Annotated in this window: 18 protein-coding genes; 8 read left to right on the top strand and 10 right to left on the bottom strand. The window is 70.0% G+C overall.

The genetic code is table 11. The annotated features are described in order from the left end of the window. Positions 1-123: 123 nt before the first annotated feature. From I71_RS14695 to I71_RS14685, 3 genes are all read right to left on the bottom strand, one after another. Positions 124-1,746 carry a DUF1800 domain-containing protein gene (locus tag I71_RS14695; protein WP_042695593.1) on the bottom strand — a complete coding sequence of 541 codons (1,623 nt, stop codon included), beginning with the start codon at positions 1,744-1,746 and terminating at the stop codon, positions 124-126. A gap of 97 nt (positions 1,747-1,843) precedes the next feature. Further along, positions 1,844-2,962 (bottom strand): aromatic ring-hydroxylating dioxygenase subunit alpha, encoded by a 1,119-nt coding sequence (locus I71_RS14690; RefSeq protein ID WP_042695592.1) that lies wholly within the window; start codon positions 2,960-2,962, stop codon positions 1,844-1,846. Between the two features lie 78 nt (positions 2,963-3,040). Next, a complete protein-coding gene (locus tag I71_RS14685) occupies positions 3,041-4,198 on the bottom strand; it encodes a sialidase family protein (protein WP_042695591.1) in 1,158 nt (385 codons plus the stop codon). A 116-nt stretch (positions 4,199-4,314) separates the two neighbouring features. On the opposite strand from I71_RS14685, the gene I71_RS14680 reads away from it, so the two are divergent. After that, positions 4,315-5,355, top strand: a complete 1,041-nt coding sequence (locus I71_RS14680) for a hypothetical protein (RefSeq protein WP_083897168.1) — start codon at positions 4,315-4,317, stop codon at positions 5,353-5,355. 37 nt (positions 5,356-5,392) lie between these two features. Here the strand turns inward: I71_RS14680 and I71_RS38290 are convergent, their stop codons facing one another. Beyond that, complete coding sequence (locus tag I71_RS38290; RefSeq protein WP_244433849.1) at positions 5,393-8,206, bottom strand: glycosyltransferase; 2,814 nt, start codon at positions 8,204-8,206, stop codon at positions 5,393-5,395. Between the two features lie 354 nt (positions 8,207-8,560). Between I71_RS38290 and I71_RS14665 the strand changes: the two genes are divergently transcribed. The 5 genes from I71_RS14665 (at position 8,561) to I71_RS14645 (ending at position 12,349) form a co-directional block, all read left to right on the top strand. Beyond that, the gene (locus I71_RS14665; protein WP_042695589.1) at positions 8,561-9,184 is read left to right on the top strand and encodes an NUDIX hydrolase; all 624 of its coding nucleotides are present in this window, start codon (positions 8,561-8,563) and stop codon (positions 9,182-9,184) included. An 11-nt stretch (positions 9,185-9,195) separates the two neighbouring features. After that, positions 9,196-9,489 (top strand): hypothetical protein, encoded by a 294-nt coding sequence (locus I71_RS14660; RefSeq protein ID WP_042695588.1) that lies wholly within the window; start codon positions 9,196-9,198, stop codon positions 9,487-9,489. Positions 9,490-9,674: 185 nt separating this feature from the next. After that, the gene (locus I71_RS14655; RefSeq protein ID WP_199902184.1) at positions 9,675-11,603 is read left to right on the top strand and encodes a PhoX family phosphatase; all 1,929 of its coding nucleotides are present in this window, start codon (positions 9,675-9,677) and stop codon (positions 11,601-11,603) included. A 277-nt stretch (positions 11,604-11,880) separates the two neighbouring features. Continuing rightward, entirely contained in the window at positions 11,881-12,102 is a 222-nt protein-coding gene (locus I71_RS14650; RefSeq protein WP_042695587.1) for a hypothetical protein, read from the top strand. Positions 12,103-12,139: 37 nt separating this feature from the next. Continuing rightward, positions 12,140-12,349 (top strand): hypothetical protein, encoded by a 210-nt coding sequence (locus I71_RS14645; protein ID WP_042695586.1) that lies wholly within the window; start codon positions 12,140-12,142, stop codon positions 12,347-12,349. A 4-nt stretch (positions 12,350-12,353) separates the two neighbouring features. Here the strand turns inward: I71_RS14645 and I71_RS14640 are convergent, their stop codons facing one another. The 4 genes from I71_RS14640 to I71_RS14625 all read right to left on the bottom strand — a co-directional run bounded on the left by I71_RS14640 (position 12,354) and on the right by I71_RS14625 (position 19,032). Further along, entirely contained in the window at positions 12,354-13,895 is a 1,542-nt protein-coding gene (locus I71_RS14640; RefSeq protein WP_083897167.1) for a bifunctional class I SAM-dependent methyltransferase/glycosyltransferase family 2 protein, read from the bottom strand. Then, positions 13,892-15,079: a lysylphosphatidylglycerol synthase transmembrane domain-containing protein gene (locus I71_RS14635; protein ID WP_244433848.1), complete on the bottom strand. Its 1,188-nt coding sequence runs from the start codon at positions 15,077-15,079 to the stop codon at positions 13,892-13,894. Before I71_RS14635 ends, I71_RS14640 begins: the two co-directional genes overlap by 4 nt. 65 nt (positions 15,080-15,144) lie before the next feature. After that, entirely contained in the window at positions 15,145-17,748 is a 2,604-nt protein-coding gene (locus I71_RS14630) for a right-handed parallel beta-helix repeat-containing protein (RefSeq protein ID WP_042695584.1), read from the bottom strand. A 189-nt stretch (positions 17,749-17,937) separates the two neighbouring features. Continuing rightward, on the bottom strand, positions 17,938-19,032 hold the full coding sequence (locus I71_RS14625; RefSeq protein WP_244433847.1) for a M23 family metallopeptidase: 1,095 nt from the start codon (positions 19,030-19,032) through the stop codon (positions 17,938-17,940). 200 nt (positions 19,033-19,232) lie between these two features. Between I71_RS14625 and I71_RS40840 the strand changes: the two genes are divergently transcribed. Further along, entirely contained in the window at positions 19,233-20,669 is a 1,437-nt protein-coding gene (locus I71_RS40840; protein ID WP_042695582.1) for a carbohydrate-binding domain-containing protein, read from the top strand. 43 nt (positions 20,670-20,712) lie between these two features. Here I71_RS40840 and I71_RS14615 read toward each other — a convergent pair whose 3' ends face one another. Together I71_RS14615 and I71_RS36855 are read right to left on the bottom strand one after the other, a co-directional pair. Further along, complete coding sequence (locus I71_RS14615; RefSeq protein WP_083897166.1) at positions 20,713-22,224, bottom strand: HlyD family type I secretion periplasmic adaptor subunit; 1,512 nt, start codon at positions 22,222-22,224, stop codon at positions 20,713-20,715. A gap of 16 nt (positions 22,225-22,240) precedes the next feature. Next, entirely contained in the window at positions 22,241-22,453 is a 213-nt protein-coding gene (locus I71_RS36855) for a hypothetical protein (protein WP_199902183.1), read from the bottom strand. Between I71_RS36855 and I71_RS38810 the strand changes: the two genes are divergently transcribed. Then, positions 22,436-22,698: hypothetical protein (locus tag I71_RS38810; protein ID WP_199902182.1), on the top strand; the 263-nt coding region annotated here is incomplete at its 3' end. The genes I71_RS36855 and I71_RS38810 overlap by 18 nt on opposite strands.

The following is a 22,698-nucleotide window of genomic DNA, read 5'->3' as shown; positions in this document are numbered from 1 at the left end:
GATTGTGGACACCGGGCAGCCCCGTCAGACCGCATCCGGCCAGACCGAGGCCGGCCGCCAAACCGCCCCGCATCACACCGCGGCGTGAGATCGCCATGGCTCGAGTCTCCCTCAGCGTTGGCATCAACGTTGGTTGAAGCGCGGCGCCATCGCCACGAAGGCTGCGACCCGCCGCAGCCGGTCGTCCCCGGCCTTCGTGCCGGGCGTCAGCATCGCGTCGTCCGCCAGCCCCATGCCGGACAGGATGGCGGCAGTGGTCACCGGCTCCGGCTCACTCCCATGCAGCAGCCCCTGCCAGCGGTCCACCGCCGCCGCCGCCGGCAGCGGGGCCGGGAAGCGGACGGCGAGGTCGATCGCCCCGGTCTCCCAACGGTTCTCCGCCAGCCCGAGCAGCAGGGACCAGCGCCGGCGCATGGCGGCGGCGCCCAGCCACGCCTCCATCCGGTCGGGATGGCCGGTCGGGGCGGGCCAGCCGAACAGCCGCTGGCCGCTGCCGTCCAGCTCGCCCAAAAGCGGGTTGGTGGGGACGAGATCGATGCCGGCGCCGCGGGCGAAGGACGCCACCAGTTCCAGCGGCCGCTTCACCTTGGCGTCGCGGATCCGCATGAAGTCGGGGGACAGCGCGATGGCGCGGACGACACGGGCGATCTGGTCCGGTTTGCTCCGGCTCTCCGTCCAAACCCGCGCCGCCAGGGCGACCAGCCCGGCCGGCGGGTCGTCGGCCACCAGCCGGCGGCAGAGCGCGGTGCAGAGGTTGCGCGCGGTCGCCGGATGGTCGGCGACGAGGTCGAGCACGCGGTGGCCGTCGGCCATCGGCGATTGGAAAGGGTCGAACTCCCGCCCCAGCACCCGTTTCTGATAGCCGTCGTGCCAGCCCTCGACATAGGTGAAACGCCCGGTCACCGGCAGCCTGGCGTCGCCGCCCAGCCCGGCGCCATCCTCCAGCGTCCAGCCGGTGAAGGCGCGGGCGGCCTCGTAGACATCCTGGTCGATGTAGCCGTCCGGCGCGCCGCGCAGGGCGCCCGGCACCTCGCGCCAGCGGTTGTACAGCGCGTTCAGATAGGCGTCCCGCCCCAGCGTGTGCAGCTCGAACAGCTCGCGGGCGTAATTCTCGTTGGCGGCGCCGGCGCGGGACGAGCGGTTGTTCAGATAGACCTGCATGGCGCTGCTGGTCGCCACCGCCTCCAGGAAGGCGCGGAAATTGCCCAGCGCATGGCGGCGGATCACGGCGCGGTCATAGACCGGCAGGGCGGCCGCCACCGCCGGCTCGCCCGCCGCGTTGACGTTGAAATGGTTGTGCCAGAAATCGACCAGCACCTCGCGCAGCTGCCAGCGGCTGTGGACGGCACGGATCAGGGTGGCGGCGGCGACCTCCAGCCGCGGCCTCTGCCGCTCCGGCCCGGCGACCGCCGGTCGGTTGGAAGCCAGCGGCCACAAAGCCTCGATCGGCTGGCCCAGGCAGGCCAGCGGCCGGTCCTCGTCCACCGCGCTCCAGCCATCTCCGGCCGGATAGCGGATGCGCAGCTTCGCCGCGGCGAGACGGCGGCCGACCTCGGGGTCGTCACGCTCGTCGGGGGAAGGATCGGGGGGAGACAGCTGGCGGTCGAGCCAGCGGGCCAGCCAGTCGGGCCGGCCGGTGTCGTCGATGCCGGCTTCGAGATCCGAAGGGCGCGGACCGAAGGCGAGCCGGTTGAGAGCGATGACGGCAGAGGGAGCGGAAGACGGATTCGGGACGGCGCCGCCCATGGTGGATCAACCTCCGACGACCAAGCCCCCGTGGAGGATGGTGCCAGACCTTCCGTCCGCCGGATAGTGACAAAAAAGCGGGGTCCGCCCTCCCTTGTCACCCCATCATCCGCCGCCACACCGCGTGGAACTGCTGGATGCGCTCCTCGTTCAGGCCGAGCAGGGCGGGGCGGCCCGTCTGGCGGCAGCCGCGGAAGGCCAGTTCCGACGCCTCCTGGTCCTCGCGCAGCAGGGCGACGTTGAGGTCGCGCGCCCCCTCCTCGATCAGGCGGCGGGCGGCCGGACCGCCCCTGCCGGAATCGCCGTCCGGATCGGCCAGGAACAGCCGGAGGGTCAGCGTGCAGCGGTCGGGACCGAGCGGGTCGTAGGTCTGGACGCTCATCACCGCGCCGCGGGTGAAGCCGATCTCCAGGTTGGGGAAGATGTGCAGGTGGTCGTACTCGCGCAAAATCGGGCTGGGGCGGAAGCCCAGCCGGTCCGACACGCCGTCCCACCAGCGCGCGCTCTTGTCCGACACCGAGGTGACGCCACGGGAATGGGCGCCGTCGTAATCGCAGCGCCAGTCGCCCTTCACCAGCTTGCGGAAGGTGGTGGGGTGGGTGAGGTCGGCGTGATAGACCTCCAGCACGCTTTCCACCCCCATCTTCCAGTTGGCGGCCCACTCCATCGACCGCTCGTCGAAGGGGCGGACGAAGATCTCCGAGGCATGGCGCAGCACGTCGGCAGTGACGCCCAGCCAGTCGTCGAGATCCGGCCCCTCCGCCGCCACCCGCAGGAAGACGAAGCGCCCGCACACCCCCACCGCCACCGGCGTCAGGGACCGGCCGCAGCGGCCCTCCCGGTCGAGACCGAAATTCGCCTCGTTGCCGGGGATGCCGTAGGGCACGCCATCGCGGTCGAAGGTCCAGCCGTGATAGCCGCAGCGCAGCATGCCGTTGCCGCGCGGCGCCCGGTGGATCATGGCGAAGCGATGGGTGCAGACATTGCGGAAGCCCCGCAGCTCGCCGTCGAAATTCTGCACCAGCAGGTCCAGCCCGCCGATCCGACGGGTCAGATAGTCGTTGGGCCGGGCGAGGTCGTCGGTGAAGCCGGCGAAGACCCAGGACCGGCGGAAGATCCGCTCCTCCTCCGCCCGGAAGTTCTCCGGGTCGTGGTAGGCGGCGGGAGCGATGCCGGGGACGGCCTTGGCGGCGGCGAAGGGAAGGGGGCTTTCCATGAGGCGAAGGGTAGCCCGCCCCCCGCCGGCCGGTCCAGGGCACAGCGGGTCGCAGCCCCCTCTTCCCAGGCTCTCGCTTCAGGGCCGGAACAGCGTGGCCTCGATGCCGCGCAGGCCGGTGGGATCGCAGATGTAATAGGCGACCATGGCGCGCCCGTCCGGCAGCACCGCCGCCCAGGGATAACCCAGATCCGGCGCCGGCCCGTCGTCGCGCAGCACCAGCTCCGGCACGTCGTCCGGCTGCTGGCGGCGCGGGTCGTAGAGGCGGGCGCGCACGCCGTAGGGCGCATGGCGGTATCCGCCGGCCAGCAGCAGCCGGCCGTCCGGCAACGGACAGACGTCATAGGGATGGCCGACCACCGCATGGCGGCGCCACGGTTCCCAGCTGTGCCCCAGATCGGTGGAGCGCGAGGTCGCCAGATGATCGTCCAGTCCGGTGGTGCGGTGGAAGGCGTGCAGCACGCCATCGGCGTCCAGATGCAGCGCCGTCTCGCAGAAACCGGCCCTGGCTTCGGGGTCGAGCGCGATGACCGCCCGGTGGACCCAGCTTTCCCCCCGGTCGGTGGAGGCGAAGAGATGGCTGGCATAGGTGCCGGTCGAGGGATGGTGGGTATAGCCGGTCTGCAGCACGGTGCCGTCCGGCGCCTCAACCGCCCGGCCGCGCACCGCACCGCCGCAGAAGGGCCGCTGGCCCGGCACGATGTCGGGATGGCCGGGCAGGGGAGGCAGGTCGCGATGCGCGGTCCAGCTCCGCCCGCCATCGTCGCTGTGCCGGCTGTAGCCGCCCCAGAAGATGTAGAGGTCGCCGGTCCTTTGCGGACTGCCGGTCAGCCCGATGCCCAGCGCGCGCAGATCCTCTCCCTGGGACGACGGCACCGGATACCAGCGGAAGCCGGTCAGCAGGATGCGGCCGTCGCCAAGGGTGAGCAGGCTGGCGTCCTGGTCGGCCGCCTGCGGGTCGGGGGGCAGCGCCGTCTCCTCCCCCAGCAGCTCCGCATCGGCACCGAGCCGCAGCAGGACGGTCTGCGAGCGGGAATCGAGATGATCGACATGGTTGAAGCCGGTCTCCCCCGCACGGTACTCCGGCCCGCGCAGCCAGCGATGGTCGCGCGCCCGCCGGAAGGCCAGCAGCACGGCCCCCTCCTGCCCGGCCGCGGTCGGGGTCAGCGACGGGAAGGACGCATAGAAACGCGGGTCGCGGTACAGCACACGATGCTCGACACCGGTCATGGCCATCGGTTTCCTGCCTTCTTCGTTCCGTGAAAGACGCTACCCCTTATAACCCGCGACGCCGTGCCTCAGCAGCAGAGCGGGGCGGAGAAGCGGATACGGCTTGAAAGACCGTTGCTCTTATGGAGAGTCTTCCCTACGAACGGTTCTCCTGTCACGCGGTGCCGCACCCCATGGCGTCCTCCATCGTCCCCAACCCGGCTCCGGTCGGCAGCCTTCTGGACAATGTGCGGACGCGCATCGCTTCGCCGCTGGCCTACTGGCGCAAGGCGAAGGCCGACCCCCGCTACGCCATCTACGACATCCTGCCCATCGTCACCGACCCGGTCCTGCGCGACCGGCTGGCGGCACTGATCGCAGCGCGGCGGCCACGCACGCCGGGCTTTCACCCGTCGCTGGAGGCGCGGGACTGGTGCCGGACACTGGCGAAGGACGGCATCACCCCGCTGCTGCCGCCCCTCGCCCCGGCCGTCGTCGCGGACCTGCGCGCCTATTTCGAGAACACCCCCTGCCACGACCCCTTCCGCCCGCATCTGGGCTGGTTCCGGCCCGACAATCCGCCCAGCCCGGACTCCAACATGGGCTATCACGGCATCGACCAGATCCTGCTGGCGCCCCATGTGCTGGCTCTCTTCAACAATCCACAGGTGCTGGAGGCGGCGGAGCTGTATCTCGGCTGCAAGCCGATCCTCGACAACATCGGCTGCTGGTGGTCCTGGGGCGGGGAAAGCTTCGGCGGGCGCGACGCGGCCAAGGGCACCCAGCGCCACCACCGCGACCTGGACAGCCTGCGCGGCTTCAAGATCTTCTTCTACCTGACCGATGTGGACGGGGAGGACGGCCCGCACATCTTCGTCAAGGGCAGCCACCGCAGCCGCCGGCTGTCCACCGGCCGCGCCCTGACCGATGCCCAGGTCGAGGCCGCCTTCGGCAGTGCGGACACGGTGACGATGACCGGTCCGGCCGGCAGCCGCTTCCTGGGCGATACCTACGGCATCCACAAGGGCGCCCTGCCGCGGCGCGGCCGGCGCCTGCTGCTGTCCGGCCAGTACAACATCAACCGCACCCCCCACGGCCCGACCGCCCCGCCGCTCGACCGCCGCTCGCCGGGCCTGCCGGACGGGCTGGACCCTTTCGTGAACCAGATCTACGTGGCGCCCTGAAGCGGCCGGATCTTTGCGCCGGATCTTTGCGATGGCTTCAGCGGATCCGCGCCAACCCGCGCGGGCTGGCGTGCGACGCCCTCAGGACCGACAGGCGGTCGCGCATCCGCGCACCGATGGCCTCCGGGCTGAAATGGATCCGGATCCGGGCGGCGGCACGCGCCGCCATCGCCCGCGCCTCGTCGGGACGCGAGACCACCCGGCGCATCAGCCGCGCGGCCTCCTCCAGATCGGGATCGGCCCAGACGGTGCCGCACGGGTAATAGCCATCGTCCACGTCGAGCATGACGGTGCGGTAGGGCACCAGATAGGCCGTGTCCGGCGTGGCGATGTCCATGGTGCCGGAATAGGCGGTGGCAATGACGGGCTTGCCGCAGGCCATCGCCTCGGCGACCGTCAGCCCGAATCCCTCCGCACGGTGCAGCGAGACATAGGCGTCCGAGACCGCCATCAGGGCAGCGGTCCGCTCCGCCGTCCAGGGTTCGTTGACCATGCGGATGTCCGGCCGCCCGGCCGCCAACGCCTCCAGCGCACGGCGCTCACCGTCCGCCAGCTTCTTGGCCTTGACGATCAGCAGGGTGCCCGATGCGGCATCGGGGAAGGCGGTTCTGTAGGCGCGGATCAGGCCGGCCGGATTCTTGCGCGTGACGTTGCTGGTCGCGTCGAACAGGAACAGGAAGCAGAAGATGCCGTCGGGAATATCGAACGCCCGGCGGTCGAAGGCCGGAGGATCCTGCGGCGCCGCCACGGGATGGGGCATGGCGATCACCGGCACCGGAACATGCGGCGCCACCGCGGCGGCGGTGAAGGCGCTGGGCACCCAGATCTCGTCGACCAGCGCCAGGCAGTCCCGCCAGGGACCGGGGATCCCCGACGATGCCTCCCAAGCCCAATAGCCGATGGTGAGGCGGCCCGCCAGCCGGCGGGGATCGAGACGGGAATCCAGGGGAGGGGTGGTGGCGTTCAGCGCCCGACGCAGGGCGTCGGGGTTGGTATGGAGCAGCGTCACGGCGAGGGAGCCATCGCCATCGTCACAATCGGCACCGGCGCCGTTCTCCGCCATTTCCGCCGGGAAGGCGGAAAGGGGCAGGGAAAGGGGATGGGGATGGGTTTCGTCGAGCGGCAAGTCGATCGCCGTCACCGCCAGCCCCGAAGCCCGCAGCGCGGCGACGGTCCCGCGCACGGCGCTTCCCAGTCCGGTCGCAACGCCCAGATGCCCGGCGACTTCGATGCGCGGTCCGGTCCGGTCGCCGGGCAGGGCGGCAGACGGGGCGGCGGCCGCTCCACCGGCATCCTGCAGGGCCATCGCGAGGCAGGCCTCCATCGGCAGGCGCTTGCCCATCTCCTCCAGCACGGCGCGGCAGCGGTCGCCGCCGAAGCGCGCGGTGGCACTCTGCCAGTGTTCCTCGAGATGCCGGGCGGTGAGGGTGTCGCCGCCGGGAACGACGCGGGTGTAGAGCCGCGGCAGGTCCATCCGCACGACCCGGGCACTGCGGCGCAGCTGCTCCACCACCGCCGTATCCTCGCGGTGGCAATGCGCCGGATGGCGGGGCATCGCCGCCCTCTCGCACAGAAGCGAGCCCTCCCAATCGCGTTCGCAGGACACCGCCAGCCGGCCTCCGGCCGGCCACCAGATCATCCGGCGGCCGAGCAGGCAGGCCTGGGCACCGGCGGCGGCCAACACCCGCTGCTGCATCTCCAGCCGGCAGGGGTCGTAGAGGCCGTCATCGTCCCACCGGCAGACATAGAGCCCGGCCGCATGGTCGACCGCGATGTTGCGCAGCTCGCCCGGAGTCAGCCCGCCCGCCGCCACCCGGACCAGCCGGATGTTCGGGCCGTCCGCGGCACGGATCGCCCGCTCCAACGGATCGTCCTGCGGCTGCGCCGGGCTGTCACAGACGATGACCAGCTCGCGGTTGGGATAGGTCTGGCGCGCGAAGCCGTCGATGGCGAGATCCGGCAGCCCGCCGCGCTTTGTCCGTTGCCCCGCCCCCTGCTCCGCCCCTTGCACCCTGGTGACCATCAGGCAGGAGATCAGCGGCAGGCCCTGCGCCTGCGCCACGGGCGGGCGGGCGTCTTCCGGCCCCCTGTCGGTCACGGTCGCCGTGACCTGCCGCGGCAGGATGGCGCCGTGCCCGGCGCCGCCCCGGAACCAGCTGCCCTCCCAGTAATGGACCGCATAGGCCTGGCGCGTCGCCCGCTCCCAGAAGACGGGATCGAACAGGCGGCCAGCCCAGCACTCCTCCTTGGTCACGGGATAGAGCAGCTCCGGCGGCAGCACCGTCACCGCAGCCTGGCCTTCCCCCTCATAGGAGGCATGGGCGCGGGTCAGCAGGAAGGGGCCGGTGGCGTCCAGCACGTCGGGACGATGCTGCGCCTCGACCAGCCGGTCCAGCAGATGGTCCCAGAAGGGATGGCCGGGCACCGATGCGAGGAAGGAGGGGCAGAGGATGCGGGGCAGCCCGCGCTCCACCGCCTTCGCCAGCCTGCCATGCTCCTCCGGCTCCAGCCCGACGACGAAGCTCCGGCCCTCCAACAGCCCGTCGACCGGGCGCAGGCATTCGAGATCGAGGTCGGCATAGACCCCGCCGAAGCGCCGCAGGATCAGATAGCGCGCCAGATCGATCCGGGCGATGGGATCGGCATAGCCCCGGAAGACCGGCAGCAGCGCCGGATGCTCCTCTGCGACGAAACGCTCGATGTCCCCATCGGTCCAGAACCGGTAAGCGAAACCGGGATTGCGCGCGATCCAGCTGCGCTGCAGCGCCTGCAGGCCGGACGGGATGTCGCTGGTCTTCCAGGTCTGATGGATCAGGCGCGGGATCGCGTCTTGGAGCAGTGAACCGGACAAATTTGCATCGGCCATGGTTGCGATTGCGTGAGCTTGCATAAGCCACCCGGCCAGGACGTCTCAATGGAAATGAGTGGCCGGAAGTAATTGGACACATCCTGTTTCATTTGACGCACCCCAACGAAGACATGACCTGCCGGCCCTGCGCCACGGCACAGAGCCCCCAATGCCCAGCTTGAATTTTTATTACAATGCACCACCAATGAGATCAATTTTATTGCCACATGATCTGTCCGCACCGGGAGCGGGAGGGATCCGCTGCCTCCCCCTGAGGAGAACTGGACGCGGACGGACGGCTGCTGGTAGGCCATCATCGGCAATCTCCTCGACCGTCCCCAGCGAAAGCGCCCCTCGATGCCCGGACACCGCCTCTACCGCCTTCACCGTCCCTGGACCGTGCTGGGCAGCCGCGAACTGCTCGACGCCGCTCCCTTCCTGAAGGTGCGGGTGGAGACGGTGGAGCTGCCGGACGGGCGGCGGATCGACGATTACTACCAGTTCGACCAGCCCTCCTTCGCCTGCATCTTCGCCGAGACGGCGGATGGGCGGATCGTCACCTACCGCCAGTACCGCCACGGCCCGCGCAAGGTCGGGCTGGTCTTCCCCGGCGGCCACCTGTCCCCGGGCGAGGAGCCGCTGGCCGCAGCGAAGCGCGAGCTGATGGAGGAGACGGGAATGGAGGCGGAGGCCTGGACCGACCTTGGCGCCTACATCGTCAACGCCAACCAGGGCGGGGCCTGGTCGCACATGTTCCATGCCACCGGTTGCCGCCGCGTCGCCGATCCGATCGCCGACGATCTGGAGGACACCGAGATCCTGCACCTGACCCGCGCGGAGCTGCTGGAGGCCATCGGCCGCGGCGAGATGCATCTGCTGACCCAGATCGCGCTGGTCAGCATGGTCTGGCAGGCCGACATCGCCAGGGTGCTGTCCCGTCCCCACACGCCAGACACAGCCGGCCCTGGCACCGCCGATTGAGGAAGAACCCGATGACCCGCCTCGCCCCGATGGCCCCCACGGCCTTTCTGACATTGGCCGTCCTGACCCTGGCCGCACTCCCGGCCGCCGCCGAACCGATGAAGGGCCGCTACGAACTGCGCTGCCAGGACCCGCAAACCCGGCAATGGGCGGTCGCCGGGCAGGTGACCGACCCGGAGATCATCGACCGACCCGCCTCGGATGGACAAGCCGGCGGGCGCGTGGTGCGCGGCACCGGGGCCGACGGCCGGCCGGTGGCGCTGCCGATGCCGGCCGACCGCACCTGCATGCTCAGCGCACGCTGACCGGCGACGGCCGCACAGGATAGAAGAGGCCCTGTCGAACGGGCACCGACCGTCAAACTGTAACATCCCCGCTGTAGCTTCCCGACGCTCGCCAAGACCAAGGCGGCGCCGAACGGGCTCCAATGGCCCGGCGGCACCGCTCACGCCAGCCGCTTGCCCTGATGAGGGTTCGGGAGACACCTGCCATGACCGACTTGTCCGTCCAAATGCCTGAAACGTCGCGCCGCTCGGTGCTCCGCGCCCTCGCCGGGCTGCCGCTGCTGCCGGTTGCCGGCATCGGTGCCGGCGAGCTGCTGTTCGCCTCGGGCGCCGAGGCCGCCGCCGCCAAGGGCGCGCCGGTCGCCGTCGAGTTCGTCGGCATGGCCGCCCCCACCACGGCCGCCGCGCAGGCCAAGACCACGGTCGAGTCCAGCATGGTCGTGACCTGGGCCGACGGCTCCAAGCAGAGCTTCGCGCTCGGCTACCAGCCGCTGTTCATCACCGGCGACATGGTGCCGGACGGCAAGGGCGGCACCATCATGGCCGGCGGCTATGTCGACATCAACGGCAAGCCGATCCTCGACGGCTCGCTGGCGACCCCGACGCAGTTCTTCTCCGACTGCCCGGACGGCTGCAACATGCTGGCCCCGGTCGCCGGCGCCAAGGTGGCCGGCGTCACCGGCAACACCCTGTTCGCCGTCGTCCAGTTCGAGTACACCACCCGCGATTCGAAGGACGCCTCGATGTACGGCAAGCTGCCGTCGCCGATCGCCGTCCTGACGCTGGACCAGAACAAGGAAACCGGCGCCCTGAAGCTGGTACAGTACCACAATGTCGACACCAGCGGCGTGCACGGCCTGTGGATCACCTGCGGCGCCAGCCTGTCGCCCTGGAACACCCACCTGTCGAGCGAGGAATACGAGCCGGACGCGACCGCTCTGGACGACCAGTTCCGCGCCTACAGCAAGAACCTGTTCGGCGACGAGACCAAGGCCAACCCCTACCACTACGGCCACCTGCCGGAAGTGACGGTGAACCTGGACGGCACCGGCAGCATCAAGAAGCACTATTGCATGGGCCGCATCTCGCACGAGCTGGTGCAGGTGATGCCGGACGAGCGCACCGTGCTGATGGGTGACGACGCCACCAACGGCGGCCTGTTCATGTTCGTCGCCGACAAGGCCAAGGACCTGTCCGCCGGCACCCTCTACTCCGCCAAGATGGAGCAGGAGGCCGGCAAGGACATCGACAAGGGCGGCGCCTTCGCCCTGAAGTGGATCAAGCTGGGCCACGCCACCAGCGACGAGATCAAGCAGCTGGCCGACACGCTGAAGGCAGCCGACATCGTCGAGGTGAAGAAGGAGGATCCGAAGGATCCGTCCTTCACCGCCATCGGCTTCAGCGGCAAGACCCAGTGGGTCAAGGTCAAGCCGGGCATGGAGAAGGCCGCCGCCTTCCTGGAGACCCACCGCTACGCCCCGATCGTCGGCGCCACGCTGGCCCTGACCAAGCTGGAAGGCGTCACCGTCAACGCCAAGGACAAGACCGCCTACATGGCGGTGTCCTACATGTACAAGACGATGAGCGACGGCAAGAGCGGCATCAAGGTCGACACCATCAATGCCGGTGCGGTCTATCAGCTGCCGATGAAGGGCGGCCAGACCGATCTGGCCGGTGCCGCCATCGACAGCGACTGGGTGCCGGTGCATTTCAGCGCCGTCCCGGCCCTGGTCGGCCGCGACCTCGCCACCCCGGACGCCATCGGCAACACCGCCGACGCCGACCGCATCGCCAACCCCGACAACCTGAAATTCTCCGAGAAGCTGCGCACGCTGCTGATCGGCGAGGATAGCGGCGCCCACGTCAACAACTTCCTGTGGGCCTACAACGTCGACACCAAGCAGCTGTCCCGCATCCTGTCCTGCCCGGCGGGTGCGGAATCGACCGGCCTGCAGGCGGTCGACGACGTCAACGGCTTCTCCTACATCATGAGCAACTTCCAGCACCCCGGCGACTGGGAGAAGGGCCTGCACGACAAGGTCAAGGACAGCCTCGCCGGCCTGATCAACGACGCCTACCGCAACCGCCGCAGCGGCGGCGTCGGCTACATCCACGGGCTGCCCCAACCTGTATAATGGGGCCGGTGTGATAGCGTCCTGATCGGACCTTGACTTGAAACGATGAGGAACGCGGCCGGTTTTCCGGCCGCGTTTTTTCATGCCCCAAGCAAACCCTTAATCGAAAGAAGTAACACTACCGCCAAATCGCAGAGTGGCTTTTTCTTTGGAAGGGGTAATCACCAATCGACCTGAGACCAATCGGTGATCTTAACGCCTCGTTAACTGGGCGGATGGCTCAATAAGCTCATCAGAACGGGCAAAAGCCTTCACCACGAATACAGGGATCGCCGCCATGTCAAAGACCGATTGCGCCAACAACATCTTCGCTTCTGCTTCCCTTCACCTGGATGTGGTCGATGAGTTCATCGCCATCACCCAGTCGAAGCTGAACGGCGCCACCAGCGATTTCACCCGCGACAGCCTGACCGACCTGCTCGCCGGCCTGACCGAGCAGCGCGAGACCTACCGCGCCGTGCTCGCCGCCGTACCGGCCGTCACCGCGCTCGCCGCCTGATCCGAGACCGCCCCCTCTTCCTCGAAAGACCGCCATCATGACCGCTCCGATCGCCAAGGACGTCCTCGCCTCCGCCACCCTGCATCTGGACGTGCTGGAAGAGTTCATCGCCGTCGTCCGCCGCCGGCTGGCGGCGACCACCGACGCCTTCGCCCGCGACAGCCTGAACGACCTGCTGCTGAGCCTGACCGAACAGCGCGACAGCTATCAGGCCTTCCTGCCGCTGGCCGCCGCCGAGCCGGTCTGAGGCATCAGAACGCCTTCAGCTTCTTCCAGGCGAACACCACCATGCGGGCCAACAGCCAGCCGTGGGTGAAGCGGGAGATCTGGGTTTCGCCATAGCTGCGGTCGGCGTAGCGCACCGGCACCTCGACGATCTTCAGGTTCTGCTTGGCAGCACCGAAGATCAGGTCGAAATCGCCGAAGGGATCGAAATCGCCGAAGTAATGGCGGTTGGCGACGATGGTCTCGTAATCCTCGCGCCACAGCACCTTGGTGCCGCACAGCGTGTCGGTGAAGCGCTGGTTCAGCAGGAAGGAGAAGATGCGCGCGAAGGCCCGGTTGGCCAGGAAATTCAGGAAACGCATCGCCTCCGGCGCCATCGGGTAGACCAGCCGCGTGCCGTTCACGAACTCGCCACGCCCCGACACCATGGCCTGGTAGAATTTCCCCATCGTCTCCGGCGGCACCGTCAGGTCGGCGTCGAGGATGATCAGGATGTCGCCGCGCGCCACATTGAAGCCGGCGCGCACCGCGTCGCCCTTGCCCTTGCCGGGCTGCTTCATGACCTTGATGTCCCAGTCGGGATAGGCGTCGCGGACGCGCAGGCATTCCTCGTAGGTGTTGTCCTGGCTGTTGCCCTCGACATAGATCACCTCGATGTCGGGGGCGAAGCGGGGCAGGCGGCGGATGGCGTTCTCGATGTTGCCGCGCTCGTTGCGGCAGGGGATCAGCACGGTGACCGAGGCCGGCTTGCCGTCGACCGTCACCGCCTCGACGGTGGGCTGCGGCCGGGCGACGACATAGTTGCGCACGCACAGCCGGCGGATGCCCGGCAGGGGTGCCACATAGCGGTTGACCAGCGTGCCCAGCCCGAACAGCCGCTTCGGGACCAGCTGGCGCCATTCGCGGCGCACCGGCTCCCAACCGGCCAGATCCAGCAAATTGACGATGTCGCTGGTCGACAGCCAGTTCTGCTGGCCCTGCGGCATCCGCATCCCGAGCGTCTCCGCCGCCCACAGGATCGGCTCCCAGACGCGGGAGTGATAGCTGACGATGATCCGGGTCTTGGGATTGGCGACCCGGCGCAGCAGGCGCAGCGTCTCCTCGATGTCGTCGAGGAAGCCGATGGTGCCCGACAGCAGGATGTGGCTGAACGGCCCTTCCACCGCGGCGATGGTCGCCGGATCCTCGGCGTCGGCGGCGATCAGCTCCAGCTGCGGATGGCGGGCCCTGGCCACGGCGATGGTCGCCGGGCTGAGGTCGATGCCGACGCCGCGCGCCGGCTTCAAGGCCGCCAGCGTGTCGCCGATGCCGCAGCCGATCTCCAGCACCGTCGCCCCCTCCGGAATCAGGAAGCGCAGATAGGCGCGGTCGGCGTCATGGAAGGCGCGGTTGCGCTCGGCCCAGCCGTCGCGCAGGGGGGCCATGGCGTCGAACAGCGAGCGGATCCGCTGCTGGCGCGGGGAAAGGCCGCGCGTGTCGGCAGCGGCGTCCATCGCGGCGGGAGCGGCGGCCACCGGAGCGGCCACGGAAGCGGACTCGGAAAGCGTCGGAGTGGACTGGTCGATCATCGCGAAAAATCCGTGGGAAAGGCGTCGGGTCCGCCGGAGGAGCCAGAAGAAGAGCCGTCCTCCGGCCGCGCCCCGGTCTCGTTGCGCAGCAGCAGCCAGAACAGACCGCCGGGCAGCGACAGGACGGCGATCGACAGCCCGATCAGCAGCGAGACCAGAAGGGCCGCATCGGCATTGAAGCCGAGCAGCGCGAAGCCGGCGACCATCGCCCCCTCGCGCACGCCCCAGCCGCCGAGCGAGACGGGCAAGGCGGCGGCGACGATGGCGGCCGGCACGATGGCCATCCCGTCCAGCCAGCCGAGCGGCAGACCGACCGAGCGGGCGAACAGGATGGTGGCGCCGATGGTGGCGAGATGGACGCCGATGCTGTGGCCCAGCGCCGCCCAGGCGGCCGGGTTGCCGGCCATGGCGCGCAGCTGCGCAACCGCTCCCCACACCGTCCGCCCCAGCGCCCCGTCGCGCAACCGCTTCGGGATCGGCAGCCGGTCGCGCGGGATGCGCCCGGCCAGCAGCAGAAGCCCCATGGCGACGGCCAGGACCAGCGCCCCGGCCAGCACGGTGCCGGCGACGGCGGGCGGCGCCACCGCGGCCAGATGCGGCAGCCCGACCAGCCCGATCAGCACCACCCCCAGCAGAGCCATCAGCCGGTCGACCAGCAGGGCCAGCATCACCGGACCGGCCGGGTGGCCGAGGCGCCAGGTGAACCAGCCGCGCAGCAGGTCGGCCCCGACCGATCCCGGCAGGATCTGGCCGAGGAATCCGCTCGCCATCTGCAGGCGGAAGGCGGTCCAGCGGGTCAGCGAGAAGCCGGCGGCGCGGCCGACCGCCCGCCACCGCTGCGAGGCGAAGGGCAGGGTCAACGCCTTGACGGCGAAGCCGGCGGCGAACAGCAGGGGATCGGCGGCCGACAGGCGCGCGGCGATGCCGGCCCAATCGGCCCCGGCGGCGAGCGCCCCCAGCACCGCGACCGTCACCGCCAGCTTGACCAGCACCGGCCACCGCCGTCCAGCCGGTTTGCCTGGACTGGGCTGGCCCGGATCCGACTGGCCCAGCTCAGGCTGGCCCGGACCGGGCTCCGCCCGCTTGGCGAAAGGGGTGTCGAGAAGAGCCTGGGCCATCATCCCCGCATGGAAATCCGGGTGCCGCGGGACAGCGGCGCCGAACGGGCCGTTGTAACGGCTCACGCCCAGCTTGTCACCCAATCAGGCGGGCGAGGAAGGAAGGGAGGAGGGGGGCAGACGGGAGAACGTCACCCCATCCCGGCGGCCAGCATGGCGCTGTCCGGCAACAGCGCAGCGGCGCGGGGCGGCGGGGCGGGGCTGAGCGCCCGGCCCTCCAGCCGGCCGTTCAGGATGTAATGCCGCATCGCCGCCGTCAGGTCGCCGCCGGTGGCCGCCGCCACGTCGGCGTTGGCCGCCAGATAGGCCGAGGCGTCGAAGCCGGTGCTCCGCCCCTCCGTCCGGCCGCTGCCGAGGTAATGCAGATCGGCCCGGCCGGTGTCGGTGCCGAAGGCGGCGGCGAGGTCGGGGTTGGCCGCCAGATAGGAGAGCGGGTTGAAGCTGACCGTCCTGCCCTCCGCCCGGCCGCTGCCGATGTAATGCAGCGCCGCCGCCGTCCGGTCGGTGCCGAAGGCGGCCGTCAGGTCGCCGTAGGAGGCGATGTAGGCCAGAGGATCGAAGCTCACGCCCCGCCCCTCCGCCCGACCGCTGCCGATGTAATGGGCGGCACCGGCATCGCCATTGGTGCCGAAGACCGCCGACAGGTCGCCATAGGAGGCGATGTAGGCCAGAGGATCGAAGCTCACGGCCCGCCCCTCCGCCCGGCCGCTGGCGGCGTAATGGGCGGCGCCGGCCGCGGCGTTGGCGCCGAAGGCGGCCGACAGATCGGCGTAGGACGCGATATAGGCCAGCGGCGAGAAGGCCAGTCCGGACGAGGCTGCGGGCACGCCGGTCGTCGGGGTGCCCCCGTTCCCCGTCCCGCCGCCCGTCCCGGGATTGGGAACCGCCGGCACCGTCAGCGGCGCGAATCCCATCCGCCCCCAGTCCAGGTCATGGATTCCCAGGGAAAGACCGAGGGCCGCCGCGGCCCCGCCGCCCAACCGGAAATCGCCGGCCGCCGGGTTGGCGAACAGCCCCGACGACAGCGTGTCGCCGCCGTTCAGCCCGCGGATGCCCTGCAGCAGGTTGCCGGTGACGGTGTAGGAACCGGGGGTCCAGAACTCCCAGTAATCCACGCCGGTGGTGGAGGAGATGACGTTGCCGGTCACCCGGTTGTTGCTGAGCAGCCCGATGCTGCCGGCGCTCGGCACCCATTCCAGGCGGATGAAGCGTTCGCGCGGGTTGGACAGGGTGGCGAAGTTGTTGGTGACGGTGTTGGAATCGCCGCCATGGATGAAGACGCTGGCCCAGCCGGTGTTCTGGAGGAAATTGTCCTGGACGGTGACGCCGTTGGCCATGTCGTCGAGATAGATGCCGAAGCTCTTCTGGCGGTCGAGCCAGCCCGACCCGTCGGTCGCCAGCCCGCCGACAGTGCGGATGTCGTTGCCGCGGATGGTCGTGCGGGTGTCGACATTGGACCGGCCCAGCATCTCGATGGCGCCGCCGTCGGCGGTCTCGGTCATCGTGTTGTAGAGGCGGTTGTACTCCACCACCGTGTCGGTGTTGACGGTGGCGCCGTCCCAGTTCTTGATCGAGATGCCGTAGCGCGTGCTGTTGCGGATGTCGTTGCCGGAGATCAGCGTTCCGCTGGCGCCGTAGAGCTGGATGCCGGCGACGTCCTTCAGCACCTCGCCGATGCCGTCGATGCTGTTGGCGCTGATGCGGTTGCCGTTGCTGCCGTAGGTGACCTTGATGCCGCCGGCCCCGAGATGCTCCATCCGGTTGGCTTCGATGGCGTTGGCCGACGATCCGGTCAGCGTCATCCCGGTGCCGACATTGACGAAACGGTTGCCGGCGATGCTGTTGCCCGATGCATCGGTCAGCGTCAGGGCCGAGCCGTCCCAGCTCGTGTCGGCGAAGGTCAGCCCCTGGAGGGTGACGCCGCTCGCCCCGTTCAGCGCCACGAGCGTGCCCAGCCGCGCCACCACCGCGCCCTGGCTCAGCAGGGCGCCGGGATCCTGCGGCTTCACCACCAGCCGGCCGGTCTCGGCCTGCCAGGCGAACTCGCCGGCATCGCGGATGAAGGCATCGTCGTTCAGCAGGCGGTAGGTGCCGCCGCTGCGCAGGGCGTACTTCACCCCTTGGGTGAAAGTGACGGTCCGGCTGGCGGCATCGGTGGAAGCGACGCCGACGATGGTGTCGGACAGCCGTTCGGTGTCGAAGGTCTGGATCATCGTGCCGGGCTGGACCCCGGCGGCCAGCACCGCCGCCATCGCCCCGTCGCCGGCTCCGATGCGCAAGCTGGTCCTGCTGGCGCCGCCGGCCGCCGCCTCCAGCACCGACCAGCCGGACTTGGCGTCACCGGCAGTCCAATCGCCGGTCTGCGCCACCTTCTGCCGCACCCCGCCGACGGAGAGGTCCAGCCCGGTCGCAGAGGTCGCCGCGGCGTAGAGCCCGCCGCCGATGGCGGTGAAGCCGCCGACCCGCTCGCCGCCGCTGAAGACCGGCGTCTCGCCCGGAAAGGCCATGATGCGCACGCCGTTGTCGGCCGCGGTCAGGGTGACGGTGCGTGCCATGGCATAGGTGCCGCCACGGACATAGGTGTCGCGGATGCCGGTCGCCCGCATCGCGGCCTGCGCGCGGTCCAGCGTGGCGAAGGGACCGTCGGTGCCGTCGGCATTGGGTGCCGCCAGACGCCCCGACCAGGAATCGTTGCCGTTGGTCGCGACGTAGAAAGCCTGCTGCGTGTCTGTCATTGCCGGATTGCCTTGCCGATACCGGGCAATCACACGGCAGAAATACTTAATAAAGAGGTATTCCTATCCTTTCCAATCTATCCTTTCGCACAGGAAGCCGGTGGAATTTTCGTGACAAATTGCCAGTCCATGGCGGTTGTCACTTGCCTTGTCCTCCAAATTTCCTTGCCGGCACTCCACTCGACCCGGTCAACGCAGTTCCACCTGCCGCTCCTCCCGCAGCACCGTCTCGTCGCCATGGCGCAGCGTCACCGTCACCCGGTAGGGTCCGGGCACCCAGGGACCGTGGGCCGGCTTCCTCACCTCGGTGCCGAAGAACAGCACGGCCAGCGGACGCGGCACCGCCCCCTCGTTGCGGAACAGGCGGCGTCCGTCGGGACCGGTGACCTCCAGCATCACCCGGTCACCCTGGCGTCCGCCCATCAGCTCCGTCCACACCCCCAGGATCGGCACGTCGGCCGGCAGCGGCCTGCCGCCATAGCCGCCATAACCATAACCGCCATTCCGGGCCACCTCCGCCTTCGGCGCCTCGGGCGCCAGGCCGGCGCCGAGCACGGCGCTCGGCCGGTAGGCGAGCGTCCGGCGCGCATCGGCGCTCCACAGCGTGCCCGACGGAACCGGAGTGGCGCCCGGATCGGTGGAACAGGCCGGCGCCTCGCCGGTCCCGGCCTCCCTGCCGGTATAGGGATCGAGGGTACGTCCGTCATGGCGGACGCCGAAATCGACATGGGGGAACTCGGTGTTGCCCGACAGCCCGACCTGGGCCAGCACCGTGCCGGCCTCCACCCGGTCGCCCGGCCTGACCGCGATGCTGCCGCGCTTCAGGTGGCTGTACTGGGTTTCCCAGCCGTTGCCGTGATCGACCACCACCGCGTTGCCGGCCTCCCGCCCGGCCGGTGCGCCGCCGCTCTGGCGGATGCTGACATCCTCCATCCCGTCGCGCACGCGGGCCACCGTTCCGGGCGCCGCGGCCACCACCGCCACCCCGCGCCGCATCGCCTCCAGGTCGGGCAGCCGGAAATCGGTCCCCTTGTGCCCGTCATAGGTCAGCCGCCCGCAGGCGAAGTCCCGCATCCCCGGCCCCGGATCGGCATCGACATAGTTCTGGACGAAGCAGTCCGTTCCGATCCGGCAGCGCACCGGCAGCTCCAGCGCCGGCGCCCCAGCGGGAGGAGCGACAGGAGCAGCGGCGGGAGGGTCGGCAAAGGCTAGGGACGGCAGGAACACCAGGGCGGCAACCCCCCAGCGACAATGGACCGGTAGCCTCATCCAGACCCCACGCACGGCGCTGCTCCCTCTTGCCCGATCGTCTTCAACAGGTGGGGTGCCGGCCGGGGGAGGCCAGCCCCCTCCTTATGCGCCGTCGCATAAGAGGTGCCCCATCCCAATTCCGTCCCGCCCTTATCATCCGAAGGCCACATCGCCAGCCGGCATACTCCGCCCCGCATCTTCATCGACGACGGCAGCAGGACGGGACCGACAGCATGGCGAACAGCACCTATACCGGCCGGGGCGAAACGGTCGTCGTCATCGACAGCGGCTGGTCGCCGACCTGGGAAGCCGCCTCGCGCGTGGTCTATCAGCACGACTACGCCAACAACGACGCCGACGCGCGCAACCCCAACGCCGACACCCACGGCGCCCTGGTGACCTCCAGCATCCTGTCGCAGGCGCCGGACCTCGACATCGTCGCGCTGAAGGTGATGCCGGACGACGACTCCACCGCGTCGGGGGCGGCAATCGAGCAGGCGCTGCAATGGGTGGTGGCCCATGCATCGGACTACCACGTCGTCGGCGTCAACCTGTCACTGGCCGGCGGCTCGGCCACGTCGGAAATGACGACCCTGCTGTCGGACGAGCTGGCGAGTCTCGCCGCCAAGCGGGTGCTGGTGTCGGCCGCCGCCGGCAATGCCGGGCAGAACGGGACGGCGGCCGACGTGTCCTATTTCGCCGCCGACCACAACACGATCTGCGTCAGCGCATCGGGCGGCGACGGCACCATGCCGGGCTGGGCCCAGCGCAATCCGGGCATCACCGACCTTTGCGCCGACGGCACCGACATCCGGCTGACCGATCTGGCCGGACGGACGCTGACGGCCAACGGCTCCTCCTTCTCCACCCCCACGGTGACCGCCGCGGTGGCGCTCGCCCAGCAGGAGGCCATGGCACTGCGCGGCAGCGCCCTGACCCAGGACGAGTTCCTGTCGCTGGCCCGGCAGACCGGGACGCCGATCGCCGGCACCGGCTACACCGACCTGAACACCCAGGCGCTGCTGGCGAAGATCGGCCAGCTCTATGGCACGACGCCGACGGTTCCCGACCCTGGCCCCGGCATCCCGGCCACCGCCGCCGCCACCATCCTGGTCAACGCCAAGGGCACGGCGGCGGCCGGGGTGAACGCCCACTTCACCCTGCTGGTCGACGGCCACGCGGTCGGCAGCGCCACGGTGGGCACCGCGGCCAAGAACTACGCCTTCACCGCCACCGTGTCGGCCGACAGCGCCCACACGGTGCAGGTCCAGTACGACAATGACGGCTTCGCCGGCGGCCAGGACCGCAACCTGCTGGTCACCAGCGTCAGCGTGAACGGCCACAGCTATGCCGCCACCGACGCCGCGGTGACCTACGACAAGGGGGCGCTCGACGGGCGCGACGTGGTCAAGGGCCAGAGCGGCCTGTGGTGGAACGGCACGCTGGTGGTCGCCGCCGACAAGAGCCTGTTCACGGCACAGGCGCATGTGGCGGAGCTTCAGGCCAGCGACCTGCTGGGCCATGCGGTGTCGGCCAACCCGGCCACGCACGAGACGGCCGCACACGAGACGACCGATGCCGCCGGCTGGACAGCGGACCTGCTCCCGGCCTTCCAGCATGCCGACCACGGCCTGCATGTTTGGCACGACGCGCACGACATGGCGGCGTAAGGAGCCGAGGTCCGGGGAGAGGGGGGAATCCTGAGAAAGACTCCTACCGCTCGTGCATCGCTTCCTGGGCGCTGCGCGACAGGGGAGAGAGCAGGTAGTCGGCGATGCGGCGGCGGCCGGTCCTGATCTCGGCGCTGACCGTCATGCCCGGCTGCAGCCGGGTCTGCCTGCCGTCGACGTCCAGCGTGTCACGGTCCAGCGCGATGCGGGCGGCATAGACCGACCCCGCCTCCGGCGTCTTGACGGTGCTCTTGTCCGTTCCCTTGTCGGCCTGCTGCTGCTGTTGCACGGCGTCGCCGGACAGCGAGGCGACGCGGCCGGGGATCAGCCCGTATTTGGTGAAGGAGAAGGCCTCCACCTTCACCTCCGCCACCTGGCCGGTCTGGACGAAGCCGATGTCCTTGTTGGGGATGAAGGCCTCGACCTCCAGCCGGCTGTCCTCCGGCACGATGACCATCACCGGCTGGGCAGTGGTCACCACGCCGCCCACCGTGTGCACGGCCAGCTGCTGGACATAGCCGTCCACCGGTGCGGTCAGCCGCAGCAGCCCGACCTGCTGGTCGGCCTTGGCAAGCTCCTGCTCCAGCGAGGCGGCCTTGCGCTCGGCCTCGGCGAGGCTGGTGTAGAGCTGGCGGCGGAACTCGGCCTCGGTCTGGCGGCGCTGTTCGGCGGTGGCGGCGATGGAGGCGTCGGCCTCCGTCAGCTTGATCTTCTGGACCAGAAGCTCCTGCTCCTGCCCGACCAGATCCTGCTGAAGCTGCAGATACTGGAAGCGGGACGAGGTGCCGCGCTTCGACAGGTCGTACAGGGCTTCCGCCCGCTCGCGGATCAGCGGCAGGGTGGCGTTCAGCTTGGCGATGGTCTGCACCACGGTGGCGCGGTCGGCCTCGCGCCGGGCCTGCTCGCGGTCGAGGGCGGCCAGCTTGGCACGCTGCTCGGCGATCTGGCTGGCGAGGAGCTGGCCCTGCATCCGCGCCAGATCGGGCGACAGGCCGGCCGGCGGGATGAAGGCGGCATCCGGGTTGCCGTTCACCACCTCCAGCGCCGCGCGCAGCCGCGCCGCCTCGGCCTGGGCGGCCGACAGGTCGGAGCGGATACGGTCGCGGTCGGCGGCGGCCTCGGTCGGGTCCAGCTCGATCAGGGTCTGGCCGGCCTTGACCAGCTGGCCGTCCTCCACGGCGATGGCGCGGACGACGCCGGTCTGCATCGGCTGGATGGTCTTGGTCCGGCCGCTCGGCACCACCCGGCCCTGCGCCACCGCCACCACGTCGACATGGCCGAACCAGGCCCAGGCGCAGGCGGCGGTGAAGGCCAGCATGATGACCCCGGTGAAGAGGCGCGCGGTGGGGGAGGGCGGCCGTTCCAGGATCTCCAGCGCGTCGGGCAGGAAATCCATCTCGTCGCGGCGGCGCTTCTGCGGCCGGCCCTGGAGTTTGGTGGGCGGACGCGGCCCGCCGGGCGTGCCCGGCGCGTTGGCGGGCGGCTTGATGCCGGGAGGGGTGGCGGGAGTGGGAGTGCCGGGGGAGGTCTTCACCGCGGCGGTCGTCTTGCTCATGGCGTTCATTCCCCCGTTAACCTGCGGCCCGCTGTTCGATCAGCCCATCCGCAGGCGGCGGGTTCACACCCGGCAGCTGCCCCATTTGCCCACGGAACAATGTGGCGTAGCGGCCGCCGCGGCGCAGAAGCTCGTCGGGCGCGCCGTCCTCGACGATGCGGCCGCGCTCCACCGTGACGATGCGGTCGGCGATGGCGACGGTGGACAGGCGGTGGGCGATGATCAGCACGGTGCGGCCGGCGCAGATGCGGCGTCGGTCAGCGTCTATGGCGTCGTCCGCACCCTGCTGTCCGGCCGCAAAGTCGCGGCAGCGGACCTGCCGGCGGTCGCCTGGAGGGTGGAGCGAAGCCGAATCGGAACCGCCCCCGCCTGGACCGGCCCCGCCTCCATCGCGGCGCTGGTGGCGGTCATGTATGTCTTCACCATCGCCGCCTTCCAACTGATCCAGTCGCTGCCGATCGTCGCAATCGGCGG

It is taken from the genome of Azospirillum sp. B506 (assembly GCF_000333595.1).
Classification (GTDB): domain Bacteria; phylum Pseudomonadota; class Alphaproteobacteria; order Azospirillales; family Azospirillaceae; genus Azospirillum.
The sequence above is the reverse complement of the archived record's forward strand: the minus strand, read 5'-3'. Positions and strand labels throughout refer to the sequence as shown.

Coding starts and splice junctions, on each gene's coding strand:
- I71_RS14695 (WP_042695593.1), bottom strand. CDS start 1,746: ATGGGCGGCGCCGTCCCGAATCCGTCTTCCGCTCCCTCTGCCGTCATC.
- I71_RS14690 (WP_042695592.1), bottom strand. CDS start 2,962: ATGGAAAGCCCCCTTCCCTTCGCCGCCGCCAAGGCCGTCCCCGGCATC.
- I71_RS14685 (WP_042695591.1), bottom strand. CDS start 4,198: ATGGCCATGACCGGTGTCGAGCATCGTGTGCTGTACCGCGACCCGCGT.
- I71_RS14680 (WP_083897168.1), top strand. CDS start 4,315: ATGGAGAGTCTTCCCTACGAACGGTTCTCCTGTCACGCGGTGCCGCAC.
- I71_RS14665 (WP_042695589.1), top strand. CDS start 8,561: ATGCCCGGACACCGCCTCTACCGCCTTCACCGTCCCTGGACCGTGCTG.
- I71_RS14660 (WP_042695588.1), top strand. CDS start 9,196: ATGACCCGCCTCGCCCCGATGGCCCCCACGGCCTTTCTGACATTGGCC.
- I71_RS14655 (WP_199902184.1), top strand. CDS start 9,675: ATGACCGACTTGTCCGTCCAAATGCCTGAAACGTCGCGCCGCTCGGTG.
- I71_RS14650 (WP_042695587.1), top strand. CDS start 11,881: ATGTCAAAGACCGATTGCGCCAACAACATCTTCGCTTCTGCTTCCCTT.
- I71_RS14645 (WP_042695586.1), top strand. CDS start 12,140: ATGACCGCTCCGATCGCCAAGGACGTCCTCGCCTCCGCCACCCTGCAT.
- I71_RS14640 (WP_083897167.1), bottom strand. CDS start 13,895: ATGATCGACCAGTCCACTCCGACGCTTTCCGAGTCCGCTTCCGTGGCC.
- I71_RS14630 (WP_042695584.1), bottom strand. CDS start 17,748: ATGACAGACACGCAGCAGGCTTTCTACGTCGCGACCAACGGCAACGAT.
- I71_RS40840 (WP_042695582.1), top strand. CDS start 19,233: ATGGCGAACAGCACCTATACCGGCCGGGGCGAAACGGTCGTCGTCATC.
- I71_RS14615 (WP_083897166.1), bottom strand. CDS start 22,224: ATGAGCAAGACGACCGCCGCGGTGAAGACCTCCCCCGGCACTCCCACT.